The 14,234-nt window shown below is 41.0% G+C and carries 9 protein-coding genes; 6 read left to right on the plus strand and 3 right to left on the minus strand.

The window, feature by feature from the left end; genetic code table 11:
• Positions 1-6: 6 nt before the first annotated feature.
• The 3 genes from AC1DYB_RS13645 to AC1DYB_RS13655 all read right to left on the minus strand — a co-directional run bounded on the left by AC1DYB_RS13645 (position 7) and on the right by AC1DYB_RS13655 (position 2,859).
• A complete protein-coding gene (locus AC1DYB_RS13645) occupies positions 7-2,118 on the minus strand; it encodes a ComEC/Rec2 family competence protein (RefSeq protein ID WP_477435665.1) in 2,112 nt (703 codons plus the stop codon).
• 42 nt (positions 2,119-2,160) lie between these two features.
• Positions 2,161-2,496: a MerR family transcriptional regulator gene (locus tag AC1DYB_RS13650; protein ID WP_295712416.1), complete on the minus strand. Its 336-nt coding sequence runs from the start codon at positions 2,494-2,496 to the stop codon at positions 2,161-2,163.
• A gap of 162 nt (positions 2,497-2,658) precedes the next feature.
• Positions 2,659-2,859 (minus strand): addiction module protein, encoded by a 201-nt coding sequence (locus AC1DYB_RS13655; RefSeq protein ID WP_295712419.1) that lies wholly within the window; start codon positions 2,857-2,859, stop codon positions 2,659-2,661.
• 182 nt (positions 2,860-3,041) lie between these two features.
• On the opposite strand from AC1DYB_RS13655, the gene AC1DYB_RS13660 reads away from it, so the two are divergent.
• The 6 genes from AC1DYB_RS13660 (at position 3,042) to AC1DYB_RS13685 (ending at position 14,231) form a co-directional block, all read left to right on the plus strand.
• Entirely contained in the window at positions 3,042-4,922 is a 1,881-nt protein-coding gene (locus AC1DYB_RS13660) for a transglutaminase-like domain-containing protein (protein WP_477435668.1), read from the plus strand.
• Positions 4,919-7,153, plus strand: a complete 2,235-nt coding sequence (locus tag AC1DYB_RS13665; RefSeq protein WP_477435670.1) for a hypothetical protein — start codon at positions 4,919-4,921, stop codon at positions 7,151-7,153. Before AC1DYB_RS13660 ends, AC1DYB_RS13665 begins: the two co-directional genes overlap by 4 nt.
• 578 nt (positions 7,154-7,731) lie before the next feature.
• On the plus strand, positions 7,732-10,389 hold the full coding sequence (gene alaS / locus AC1DYB_RS13670) for an alanine--tRNA ligase (protein WP_477435672.1): 2,658 nt from the start codon (positions 7,732-7,734) through the stop codon (positions 10,387-10,389).
• A gap of 423 nt (positions 10,390-10,812) precedes the next feature.
• The gene (gatB, locus tag AC1DYB_RS13675; protein ID WP_477435674.1) at positions 10,813-12,282 is read left to right on the plus strand and encodes an Asp-tRNA(Asn)/Glu-tRNA(Gln) amidotransferase subunit GatB; all 1,470 of its coding nucleotides are present in this window, start codon (positions 10,813-10,815) and stop codon (positions 12,280-12,282) included.
• 1 nt (position 12,283) lies between these two features.
• Positions 12,284-13,444 carry a redoxin domain-containing protein gene (locus AC1DYB_RS13680; protein WP_477435676.1) on the plus strand — a complete coding sequence of 387 codons (1,161 nt, stop codon included), beginning with the start codon at positions 12,284-12,286 and terminating at the stop codon, positions 13,442-13,444.
• Positions 13,445-13,541: 97 nt separating this feature from the next.
• Positions 13,542-14,231, plus strand: coding sequence for a response regulator transcription factor (locus AC1DYB_RS13685; RefSeq protein WP_295712432.1), 690 nt, complete (start codon positions 13,542-13,544; stop codon positions 14,229-14,231).
• Positions 14,232-14,234 lie beyond the last annotated feature (3 nt).

Below are 14,234 nucleotides of genomic sequence, written 5' to 3' on the forward strand. Positions count from 1 at the left end.
TTTAGTTTAATGTTGGTAATTAGATGCTGTTATTAATGAAATGTTACGTTTTAATATTTGGTACTTTATATGCAAACGTTTTGCTTCGCTTTCAAACTTAACAATAGTTTGGTTGCTGTTGCTGCCATCAATTACAAGCATTTGGTAATCAAAGTACTTGTTAATTGCAAATAAGCTTGAATGCGGATTGCCTGTGATATAAAGAAAATTGGTTTTTAATTTTTGTTGTAAAGGCTGGTTTTGTAATTGCTTATCAAATATAATTATTCTTTTATCGTAAAACTGGATAAGAGCGCCCTGTTTTTTTAAGTAAGGCAAACCAATGTTTTGATCCGGTTTTATAATTTGAGCGTCGTTTACCTGCGTGCTATCCAGGTATGGCCTTACCGAATAATTGAAGTTTCTGTCGGTATCGGCAAGGTTGGTTAATATAACCGCGCTGTTGCCGCTTTTAAATACAATGCCGGTGTTTTTACGCAGGTTTAAAAAGGCTACGGAATTAGCAGTTTCGGCACGGTATTTTTTTATGCTGATACTGGTACAAACCAGCAGCAGGCAAACTATCGCCAGCTTTATCAGCCATGACTTTTTATCATACAAAAAGTAAAACAGGCTAATGATAATGATATAAAGTAGCAGGTACTCGGGCATGGTTAGCCATATTTTACTGATGCCTGCAAATGGGGCATGTTCTATTAAGGCCAATACCTTATTCATGAACAGGATGGTTTGCTCCAATACATAAGCTAAAGCACCTGATAGTACCGGTACCCACGAAAACATAAGGTAGGCAATACCACTATACATAATAATGGTGGTGGGGATAATGATAAGCAAATTGCTGAGCAAAAAATAAACCGGGAACTGGTGAAAATATAGCGCGCTCAATGGAAAAGTTATCACCTGTGCTGCTATGGATATGGAGCAGGCTGCCCAAAGTTTATCGGCCCATTTGTTTTTAAACTCAAACCATTTATACACCAAAGGCTGCAAAACCACCAGGCCTGCAACAGCAAGGTATGAGAGCTGAAACCCTACATCAACTATAAAAAGCGGATTATAAAGCAACAGTATAAATGCCGATATAGCCAGTATATTAAGCATATTGATGTACCGGGCATAAGTTTTACCTATAATAACCATACTGATCATAACAGCGGCCCGGCAAACTGCCGGCGAAAAGCCGCTGAGCATAGAGTAGTACCAAATAAGCAGGATAATGATACAGGCTTTGATATGCCTGCCATAACGGTAAGTGTTAAAAAAGCCCAGCACCCATTGCAGCAACAGGTATATTATAGCCACATGCGCCCCCGAAACAGAGAGCACATGGATGGTGCCTGTTTTTGAATAAGCCTGCAAAATATCATTGCTTAAATCGGCTTTGTAGCCCAGTATCAGGGTTGATGCCACGGCAATAGCCTGCTGATCATGCATTTGCCGGCGAAATTTGATCACCATTTGTTGCCGCAACCTGAGCGAAAAGGCGATAAGCGGATTACCCGTATCATGTTTTATTACGCGGTACATGCCAGGGTATAAAAATGCCTGGTAGTAAATGTTTTGATGCGCCAGGTATTTTTTATAGTTGAATTCGCCCGGGTTAAACGGTGGATCAATAGCGTTATACTTAGCAGGTATCAGCAGCTCATCGCCATATTGCAGCGCTATTGATGCACTATCTTTTATAGTGATAAGCAAGGTGCCATTAGTTCCTGTAGCTTTTTTATGGTTGATATTTTGCTGTACCGCGGCAGTAAGCCTCAACAGTCCGTTTTTAAGTTGCGGCTCATTGGTGACCTTTACCACAAAATACTTGGCGGCCGACTTTGAAAAATGACGTTCATTAGCCAGTTCGTTATAGTTGACTGCGCTGATGCAACCTGCAGCAAGTAAAACAAAAGTCATCAGCAAACCACCCAGCCAGCGCGCCTTGTAAATAGCAAAACGTTGATAGGTTAAATTGAGGAGGATAAAGACTAAAGCGAGCCCGATAAAAATACCCCAAAGCACGGGCAGGTAAGCAGCCTCAATAAAGCTGATACCTAAACCAATCCCCAGCAAAAACGGCAGGAGTAATACAACAAACGGAACCTCGCCTTTATGATTTGCGATCATTTATTCGGTAGCAAGCAATAAAGATATGTTTTAGGCCCGTACCTACAACTGGTCGCGCACTTCGAGCAGGAATTTTTTTATATTTTCGAGGGAGTCAATAACGCGTTGGTTCTCGCGGGTATCGCCCATGTTGTTTTTTAGATGATCTTTAGCCCCGTTAAGTGTATATCCTTTATCGCGGATGAGGTGAAAGATGATCTTGAAATTTTCAAGGTCTTCGGGTGTAAAATAGCGGTTGCCTTTTTTGTTCTTTTTGGGTTGCAGTACATCAAATTCCTTTTCATAGAAGCGGATCAGCGACTGATTCACATCAAACATGGCCGAAACTTCGCCCATGGTATAATACATCTTGCTTATCTCGCGGTCTTTGTAAGGCATATGCAAATGTATTCTTTTGATTTCGAATTTGAGATTTTCGATTTCGGATTTTTTGTCTGGTCCTAAATTATTTATCATCCCGATTCTTCGGCAGAATACCCGGTTGATGTATTACAAATAGCGGAAAAGAGAAAATAATCCCATTCAAATATCTTCGGGCTGTTATTTGGTTTCTGTCCAGGGCAGGGATGAGGTTTTGCCGCTTAACAGATCGGCTTTACGGCGGGCTAATTCTTGCATATGTTCATCTGAAATGATGGGGGCATCATTATCCATGCTGAATCGATAATTTAAACTTTTAAGAAAAGCTAAAAGTACTTTCTTTTCTTGTTCGTTTTGAATCTCTATTTTTACTGTCTCCATGTTGCAAATTTAATCTTTATTTAATTAAAGTCCAATTAAGCAATAAGTTATGATCTCAAAAAATAAAGTGCTTTCTTGTCAGGAAAATTGCGGGTTAGCTTATAATATTATCATCTTTCATCTCTGGAAATATGATAAATAAGTGAAAAAATAATAATATCTTTCATCCACCTAATTATTATATGACAATTAAACAATTGATTGCATACAGCTGCTGTATGTTGTGCACCCTTGGCGCATTTGCATTTCAGGGAGATTCCCTGGTAAATATAACCTCATTAAAAAACGAGTACGAGTTTAAATGGAATAACCAAACGGCAAAGGTTGAGGTAAAGCAAAAGCTTAGCAACACCTATAGCAGCAATGCTTATAGTGTAAATTACACAGTATCTGAATTTTATAACAACAATATTAGCATTGATGCAGTATCGTGTAAGGTTGATGGTCATAATCAAAGGGGGCTTAAACCTACTTACACTTATTACGGGCAGGATGATGTTTTTTATTCTGATGCCAGGGTTTGTTACTTTCCGCTTGTTTTGCCAAAAAAGGGAAGTACAGGTACGGTAACTTTTGAAGAAACGCTTAATGATCCCCGGTATTTTACCAATATCTATTTTTCTGATGCTGCTATTGTGCAGCAAGGCGAAGTAAGTATTAAAATTCCACGCTGGATGAAGGTGGATATTAAAGAACTTAATTTCAACTCCTTCAGCATAAAAAAAACAAGCGAGTATATTACTGCCGAAAATGCCGACCTGGTAACGTATACCTTCAGCAACATTCCCGCTATGAAGCGCGAAGACAATAGTCCCGGGCCAACCTATATATATCCGCACCTGCTTATTTTATGTAAAACTGCTAATGCAGGCGGTAAACAGCTTACTTATTTTAATACTCTTGCAGATCAGTATGCCTGGTACCGCGAACTGGCCAAAAATGTTGTTGGGGATGAAACCGTAATTAGCGCAAAAGCCAAAGAACTAACCGCCGGGCTTACCAATGATATGGACCGCATAAAGGCGCTGTTTTACTATGTGCAGGACAATATAAGGTACATAGCTTTTGAAGATGGTATGGCCGGCTTTAAACCCGAAAAAGCAGATGAAGTGCTGCGCAAAAAATATGGAGATTGTAAGGGGATGGCAAACCTTACAAAGGCCCTGCTCGTATCGCAGGGTTTTGATGCCCGCCTATGCTGGCTGGGCACCAGGCACATTGCCTATGATTACCAAACACCATCAATGGCTGTGGATAACCACATGATATGCGGCTTAAATTATAAAGGCAAAACCTATTACCTGGATGCTACGGAAACATACCTGGGTATTAACGAATACGCCGAGCGTATTCAGGGCAGGGAGGTTTTAATGGAAGAAGGCGATAAATTTATTTTAAGCAAAGTGCCTGTAGCAAAGGCATTGCAAAACAATGATCAGGAGGTAAGTAAACTGAGCATTATTAATAACGCGCTGGTTGGTAAGGTTAACAGGGTATGGAAAGGGGAGGATAAGGAAGGTATGCTAACTGGCTTAAACAGTATTAAGCACGAAAATGTTGATGAGGCTACCAAGCGGTACCTTTCTGCTAATAATGCTGATTATTTAATAAGCAATTTGTTGCTAAGCAGCACAAACAACCCCGATAAAGATTTAACCGCGGCTTATGATGTTGAACGTAAAAGCGGAATATCAACCTTTAGCAAAGAATACTATATTGATTTGGATAGCCGTAAGGAGTTTGCAGAATCGGCTTTCAAGATTGCCGAAAGAAAACATGACTATTGGTTTTCAAGTAAAAGAAATATTACTACCGAAATAGAACTGGCCATACCTGCCAATTATAAAGCTTCAAGTATCCCCGCCGATCTGAACATTGTTAAACCCGATTATGAGTTTCATATTAGTTACCTGAGCTTGCCGGGTAAACTGGTGTACAAGAAAGTGCTCATCATTAAGAATACTACACTTGCAAAGGCAAAATTTGCGCAGTGGAACCAGGATATTGAACTGTTAAACAAAGCCTACAACGAAAATTTAATTATAAAACCTATATCACAATGAAGCAAACTTTACTCTTCTTATTTTTTTTAACATTAACCACTGCTGTATTTGCACAAAACGATAACGAAACCTATGCGCAAAAGGCAGCAGAAATTCAAAAGGAAGTTTGGGGTACAAAAGTGCCTGAGTTTTTAAACTCAACGGTACCGGCCAATTTAAGTAATGAAAGTGCAGTGGTTTTTGCACGTTCATACAGCATGCAGCGATCATTAAGCAGTAAGTTTAAATTTATGATCATTACGGCTACAAAAACTACGCGTGTAGCCAAGCTTGCCACCTTTCATGAAAAAGTTAAAATCAATGACAAATCCGCGTTAGAAAGTTTTTCTACCATATCTTACCAAAAAAGACTTGATGAAAGCGCAAGGATCCTGAGCGCCAAATTTGTGATGACACATGATACTTACATAGGTGCAAAAATTATTAAACCTAATGGGAAGGTAGTTATTGTAAATACCAGTGAGGAAGTGCTGATCAAAAATGAAAAGAACGATCAAAAAAGCAAGCTGGCTATATCCGATTTGCAGGTTGGCGATATATTGGACTATTACGTAAGCACAGTTGATATAAGCGATAAAGAAATGGGTGATAGTTTTGCCGCAAATGACGAGGTATTTGTGCTTGCCGGCGAATATCCAATACTTTATTATAGTCTTGATTTTCAGTATAGCAAAAAAGATATTGTAAAAAATATTAGCGCCAATGGGGCCCCTAAATTTGAACAAAGCACTAACGATGCAGGCGACCAGCTATTTAGCCTTAAAATGCGCAACCTGCCCAAATACCAAAGTGAATTATGGACATCAAAGTATCGCCAGTTTCCATATGTTGAAATAAGTGTATCCTATACCAGCGGCTTTAACCGGTTTCTTAGCGGTGGGCAACTGGGCGAAAGCAGTGCCGAGCGCCTTGAAGCAAATAAAACCTCATTTGAAAAAACTTTTAATGAAAGGGCACTTCCATTTTTTAACGAGCCGGTTGATCGCCTTAAAAAGTATTTCGATGGGAAAAAGAACATGAAAGCCGTTCCGCTTGATAGCTTAATGAAAGTGCTTTACAATGTCAGGAAAGGTATGATCTTGGGCAGTTACGATAAGGATGATGTTGAAAAGATAGATGCGGTAAATTACAGGAGTATAAAAACTAAATTTAACACGGCTTTAATGAGTATGGCGCTTAATGATATGAAAATTGATCATGATGTGCTGCTGGTATGTTCGCGTAATGCTAATACACTTGATAACATATTTACCTATGATGATTTTGATGCGTTTATACGTATCAATGATACCAAGCCGCTGTATATGTATTTTGATGATGCCACCACGCATTTTAACGAAATCCCAGCCCGTTTCCAGGGAGAAAAAGCAATAGTGCTTACGCCAAAAAGAGAAAACGCTATCAGGTATTCATTTACCGAAGGCACTACGGTTTTACCGGTTTCTGTGGCGGCGGATAATTCTATTAAAGAGGATATTAAAGTTTCGCTTTTGCCGGGCAATATGCAAAGGCTTAAGCTGCAAAGGTTAGTTAAGCAAACCGGCGCGTTAAGAGTAGATGATCAGCGCAGTTTACTGCCGGTTATCGATATTGATAACAATATGATGGAGCTATCTAAAAGCGAACCGCTGGAAAAACGCCTGGCAGCTAATCCCGAAACGAAAAAAATGCGCGATGCCTTTGATTTCGCTTTTGCAGATGATCAGCAAAAGTCATTAAAAAAGTTCACAGCCGAAATAAAAGCGCAGTATGAGCAGGAGCCGCTACAGGTAACAGATTGTAAGATCATTAATGCGGCACTTGACAAAAGCAGCCCGGTTTTTGAGTTTAGCGAATCATTTGTGTTGGATAACCTGGTAAAAAAAGCCGGTAATAACTTTATTATTGATGCTGGCAAACTGGCCGGTACTTTTTATAAACTGCAGGAAAAAGACCGCAAGCGTACGCTTGATGTTTATATGCCCGAGGCCCGAAGCTTTAAATATTCAATTGCCATTACCGTTCCGCCGGGATATAACGCTAAGGGTATGGAAGAGCTGAACATTAAAAAAGAAAACAAAGCGGGTTCTTTTTCATCAGTGGCTGCGGTAAACGGCAATGTTTTAAACATAACTGTAAACCGTGCCTATTACCATAATTTTGAAAAAGCTACCGATTGGCCGCTTCTTGTAGCTATGATAGATGCCGCTTCGGGATTTGAGAGCCAAAAGATTTTGCTGGAAAAGAAGTAAAAAAGAGTGCTTCATCCATACGTATGACAAGTTGTTGAATCCCAGACTTACGAAGTTTTAAAAACTTCGTAAGTCTTTCGCCGCTTGTCATTTCCACCTTTAGAGTTTTTCAAATTTTATCAACTACCTATGACATGTTTGAAAAACAACCTTTTGTCATCCTGAACGCAGTGAAGGATCTATTATTCGCCTTGCTTCTCCGCCCGGTAAGTCTTGCGAATAGATTCTTCGCACGTTACCTATGACAAGTTACAAAAATGAAGTCATCCTGAACTTGTTTCAGGACCCCACAGGACAGGTAGCCCACATGTTATATACTTAGCAAGTGGGGTGCCGAAACAAGTTCAGCATGACATTGGGTTTAAATTGCTTTGTCATTTCCATCTTCAGAGGCCGCGGATTTCGTGCCTCAGGATGACAAATCTTTCAAAACGTCATTTCCTTTTCAGTGTCCACCGGATTTTATAACGTCAATGACGTCTACTTTTTCACTTTTAAATAACCTCCCGAAACTCTGTATCCCAATTTGTGATTTTCCTTCTTTCCCACTTTCGGACTAATAACTACATTTGCATACTATGACAGCTACCGAAATACGCCAGGCTTTTCTTGATTTTTTTGTTTCTAAGGGACACGTGATTGTTCCTTCTGCGCCAATTGTAATAAAAAACGATCCAACCCTGATGTTCACCAACGCGGGGATGAATCAGTTTAAGGATATATTTTTGGGCGAAGCACCTGCAAAAGCATCGCGCGTTGCTGATACCCAACGCTGCCTGCGCGTAAGCGGCAAGCATAACGATCTGGAAGAGGTGGGTATTGATACCTATCACCATACCATGTTCGAGATGCTGGGCAACTGGAGTTTTGGCGATTATTTTAAGAAAGAAGCCATTGCCTGGAGCTGGGAGCTGCTTACCGAAGTTTATAAATTACCTAAAGACCGCCTGTATGTTACCTACTTTGAGGGTGATGAAAAGGAAGGCCTTGAAACAGATACCGATACTTACAACCTGTGGAAAGCACTGGTTGCCGAAGACCATATCCTGCCCGGAAACAAAAAAGACAACTTTTGGGAAATGGGAGAAACTGGTCCCTGCGGTCCCTGTTCTGAAGTTCATTACGATAGCCGCCCCGACAACGAGCGTGCCGAAGTAAGCGGAGCAATCCTTGTAAATGCTGATCACGACCAGGTAATAGAGATCTGGAATAACGTGTTTATGCAGTTCAACCGTTTAAAAGGTGGCGCTTTACAGTCACTGCCTGCCAAACATGTGGATACAGGTATGGGCTTTGAACGTTTGGTGCGCGTACTGCAGGGCAAAACTTCAAATTATGATAGCGATGTTTTTCAGCCGATGATCCAGTTCATTGCTGAAAAAAGTGGTAAGAAATATAACAGCGCAGCCAAACCCGGTGATGCCGATTGGAACGAAGCCGTTGCTATGCGTGTATTAGCCGACCATATCCGCGCCATCAGTTTCGCCATTGCCGATGGACAACTGCCGGCAAGCAATAAAGCAGGTTATGTTATCCGCCGTATTTTACGCCGGGCTGTACGTTACAGCTATCAAACCTTAGGTTTTAAAGAACCTTTCTTTAACCAGTTGGTGCCATTGCTGGCAGATCAGTTTAAAGGCGTGTTTGATAATTTATACAGCCAAAAGGAGTTTGTACAAAAAGTGATTTTAGAAGAGGAGATCGCTTTTTTAAGGACACTTGCACAAGGGATTACATATTTTAATAATAATGTTGTTGGAGAGTTAGTTCATGGTAATTTAAATAAAGATGGCAAAATCACTGGTGAATTAGCTTTTCAACTTCAAGATACTTATGGTTTTCCCATTGATTTAACTGAATTATTGGCTCGTGAAAAAGGTTATAAAGTTGACATGGTCGGCTTTGAAGCCGCTCTTCAAGCTCAAAAAACTCGTTCGCGTTCAGCCAGTGTAGTAGACACCGGCGATTGGATTACTCTAAGAGAAGATGAAGGCTCCATCTTCACCGGCTATGATGAAACCGAAACCATTGCTCATGTGGTTAAATACCGCAAGGTAACAGCCAAGGGTAAAGAGCAATTCCAGATCGTGTTGGATAAAACACCTTTTTATGCCGAAAGCGGTGGCCAGGTAGGAGACAGGGGCGAGCTTGTTTTCCCGGATGGTACCATTGTTTTGGTAACAGATACAAAAAAAGAGAACGGCCTCACTGTTCATTATGTAGATCAACTGCCCGAGGATATTGAAGATGCCTTAACCGCTATTGTTGATCCTGGGTTGCGCGGTCAAACCAATGCCAACCACTCGGCTACGCATTTACTGCATGCCGCCATGAAACAGGTTTTGGGTAGCCACGTTAATCAAAAGGGTTCACTGGTAAATAGTGACTATTTAAGGTTCGATTTTTCGCATTTCGCCAAAGTTACCGATGAGGAACTGGCGCAGATAGAAGCTATAGTTAACCAAAAGGTACGCCAGAATATTCCACTGAAAGAAGAACGCAGTGTATTATATGCCGAGGCTATTTCCAGTGGCGTTACCGCCCTGTTTGGCGAAAAGTATGGCGAGTATGTCCGCGTAATTACTTTCGAGGATGAGTTTAGCAAGGAGCTTTGCGGAGGTACACATGTACAGGCCACCGGGCAAATCGGCTTCTTTAAAATTATTACCGAAAGTGCCGTAGCCGCCGGTGTTAGGCGTATTGAGGCTATTACCGGGGTAGGTGCCGAGGTGTATATCACCAACCAAAGCCGCATGTTTAATCAGTTAAAGGATCTGCTTAAAAACCCTAAAGATTTGCCTAAAAGCGTTGAAAGCCTGCTTGATGAAAATAGTAAGCTGAAAAAAGAGATTGAGAAATCAATCCTTGAAAAATCATCGGGCTTAAAAAATGAACTCGCTCAAAAAGTGGAAGCTTTAGATGGTATCAACTTCATTGCCCAAAAAGTAGCTCTGCCAAACGCCGAAGCGGTTAAAAACCTGGCTTACCAGTTGAAGGATATTGTACCCAACCTGTTCCTGGTGCTTGCCGCCGATTTTGATGGCAAACCAAGCTTAACCGTAATGATAGCCGAAAACCTGGTGAAGGAAAAAGGTTTGCATGCGGGTAACATCGTAAAAGAATTGGCTAAAGAAGTAAAAGGTGGCGGCGGTGGTCAGCCGTTTTTTGCTACAGCTGGCGGCAGCGATGTAAGCGGATTGGATAATGCTCTGGCAAAGGCTAAGAGTTTTGTTTAGGGTTGACAAATAAAACCATCTCCCACGCGTCATTATAAGGAACGAAGCAATCTCTACATAGGCAGATCGAACTTGTATAGTCCCCTCTGTAGAGTTTAGAGATTGCTTCGTACCTCGCAATGACGTATTGGATTTTGAGGCGTGTGGGCCTGTCAGTCTGAGCCTGTCGAAGACTCGCGCGCAGAGCCCTTTGCCCACATGCTTCGACAGGCTCAGCAAGACAGCCCTTTTTTGAGCGTCATTTTCATCCTTCGGAGTTTCGCGAAATTTCATCACTTATTAAAATTCTCCACCCTCCTTTACCCTATCAAACACATCTGCATTATATTTTTTGCATTTGTTTAAAAGCCAAACCTGTTTATAGTGTATTAACTTTTATATATTTGGAATTCAATCAGCACATCACAGCTGAATTTTATTTTTATGACAGTACTCACAAACGGGATAGGTGAAAAGTACGAATTGGTTGTTGGCCTTGAAGTACATGCCCAGTTATCTACTTTAAGTAAGGTGTTTTCGCCTGATTCTGCAGCTTTTGGTGCCGAACCTAATCACCACATTAGCGCCATTTCGCTTGGGCACCCAGGTACTTTGCCTTTTTTAAATAAAAGGGCGGTTGAGTACGCGGTTAAAATGGGCCTGGGCTGTAACTGTACCATCAACCTGAGTAATAATTTTGCCCGTAAAAATTATTTTTACGCCGATTTGCCTAAAGGTTACCAGATAACACAGGATCATGCGCCCATTTGCCTGGGCGGATATGTGCCGGTAAGATTGGCCGATGGCACCGAAAAAAGACTGGCTATTCATCATATTCACCTGGAAGAGGATGCCGGTAAAAGTATGCACGATCAGCATCATGCCGATTCACTGATAGATCTTAACCGCGCCGGCGTTCCATTAATTGAAATAGTAACCCAGCCGGATATGCGTAGTGCAGAAGAGGCAGGTCAGTTTTTAACCGAAACCCGTAAAATACTGCGTTACCTTGATATTTGTGATGGTAACATGGAAGAGGGCAGTATGCGTTGTGATGCCAATATTTCGGTAAGGCTTAAAGGCGCTACCGAATATGGTAACCGTTGCGAGGTTAAAAATCTAAATTCTATCCGGAATGTACAGCGCGCTATTGAGCATGAGTTTGCCCGGCAGGTAGAGATCATCGAAAACGGTGGTCGTATAGATCAAAATACGCTAAATTTTAATGCCGATACCGGCGAAACATCAGTACTGCGATCAAAGGAAATGGCTAATGATTACCGCTATTTCCCGGAGCCAGACCTGATGCCCCTGATGCTGAATAAAGAGTATGTAGAACAAATCCGCGCCGGCTTGCCCGAATTACCCAACCAGCTTTACCATAAATATGTAGAACAATTGGGGCTTTCTGCCTACGATGCATCTGTAATAACAGCCGACAGGGATGTAGCGAATTATTTTGAAGAACTGATAAAATTAACCGATCATTATAAAGCTGCGGCAAACTGGCTGATGGGCGCGGTAAAATCATACCTGAATGATCATGATGTGGCTATTGGTAACTTTGCTGTTACCCCGGCAAAACTGGCCGGTCTTATCAAACTAATTGACGCAGGGGTGATAAATAATTCTGTAGCTTCGCACAAATTATTCCCTGCCATGGTCAGAGAACCAGGCAAAAAGGCTGATGATCTGGCTAAAGAGCTTAACCTTTTAATTAGTGCGGATAATGACGATGTAAGCCAGTTTATTAAAGCTGCCATTGCCAAATTCCCCGATAAGGTGAAGGAATATCAAAAAGGGAAAAAAGGTGTTTTAGGTTTGTTTATGGGCGAGATCATGAAACTATCAAAAGGAAAGATCGATCCGCAGAAAACAAACCAATTATTGATCAAGGAATTAGAATCAAAGTAGAATGAAATTAAAGAGTTTGGCAGTTTACAGTTTGCTGCTTTTAACAGCGTTTGTTTATTCATGTAAAGATAGTTCGCAGTTTACCATCAACGGTACCATTAAAAATCCAGGTAGTTTAAAGCTGGTTTATTTAATTGAGGCCGATAGCACCCAGATAAAAGTTGTTGACTCCACCACATTGGGCGAGAACGGCAAATTTCAGTTTAAACATGTTGCGCCGTATGCTAACCTGTACAAACTGCGTATTGGTAGCGCTGGCGGTGGCGAGCAATCTGCAGGGGCAAACAATGTATTTGATCTGATAGCCAAAAACGGTGATGATATTGAGTTTAGCACCGATAATAACGATAATACCCATACATATATCATTAAAGGCTCTGATGACTCCGAAAAAATAAAGGAGTTTAACAAGATCAGTAATTTTTACGGTGAAAAAAATTCCAAACTGGTTGCCGAATACCAGGAGAAATCACAAAAGCTGGGCAAACAATCAGATTCATTGCTGAAGGTATACATGCCTACATTTCAGAAAAACCTGGCCGATTATGGTGCGGCTGTTTTAAAATTTGTGAACGATAACAAAACATCACTGGCAGGTTTTTATGCGGCAACATCATTGGATGTATATAAATTTGAACCGCAGCTGGTAGCTTATTCTGATGATATCAAAGCGAATTTTAAGGATAACCCGGGTGTACAAACTTTTGTAAGGCAGATGGAAAAGATTAAACCCGTTTCTATTGGTCACAAAGCGCCTGATTTTACGGTTACCGGCATTGATGGCAAACCAATTAAACTGGCCGATTATAAAGGCAAATACGTAATGCTTGATTTTTGGGCTTCATGGTGTGCGCCTTGCAGGCAGGAAAATCCTAACGTGGTAAAGCAATATGCTGCCTTTAACTCCAAGGGTTTTAATATATTAGGTATATCGCTTGATAAGGATAAGGCTGCATGGCAAAAGGCAATTAACGATGATAAACTAACATGGGCACATGGATCTGATCTGAATAGTTTTGAAGGCCCTACCGAAACGCTTTACCATATAGAAGCCATTCCGTCAAATTTCATCATCGATCCGCAGGGAAATATTGTTGCCAAAAATATTACAGGCGCCGATTTGGAGGCCTTTTTAAACAAAACGTTCAATAAGGTTCAATAAATCGTTAACATAAAGTAACCTTTAACAATTTGTTAATATTATGGTAACTTTAAGCTTTTGTAAAGTGTATACTTTTATACAAAAAAATTAACGCATCATGAGCAGCTCTCCAAAACAGAAAATACTTATTGTTGATGATGAACCGGATATTTTAGAGTTGATTGAATACAACCTTAAAAAAGAAGGCTACCAGGTATTTTTGGCACGCAACGGCCAGGAAGCTGTAGCTGAAGCCAAGAAATCACTACCTGATCTTATTGTACTTGACATTATGATGCCTAAGATGGATGGCATCGAGGCTTGCCGCATTATGCGCACCATGCCTGAGTTTAAAAACACCTTTATGGTATTTTTAACCGCCCGCAGTGAAGAATATTCAGAAATTGCGGGCTTTAACGTAGGCGCTGATGATTATATAGCCAAGCCAATTAAGCCACGTGCACTGGTAAGCCGTATAAACGCCATATTGCGCCGCAATGCACCGGCCGAAGAAGCACCTGATAACAAATTAGAAATTGGCGATTTAATAATCGACCGCGAAGCATACCTGGTTTACCAGAAAGGTGTTAAGGTGGTATTAGCCAAAAAAGAATTTGAATTGCTATACCTGCTGGCCTCAAAACCAGGTAAAGTATACACCCGCGAAGTGATCCTAAAAAACATATGGGAAGACTCTGTCGTGGTAACCAATCGTACCATTGATGTACACATCCGCAAACTGCGCGAAAAACTGGGCGACGATTGTGTAGCCACCGTAAAAGGTGTAGGATATAAGTTTGAAGCTTAATCA

Source organism: Mucilaginibacter sp. P2_A4, assembly GCF_056405015.1.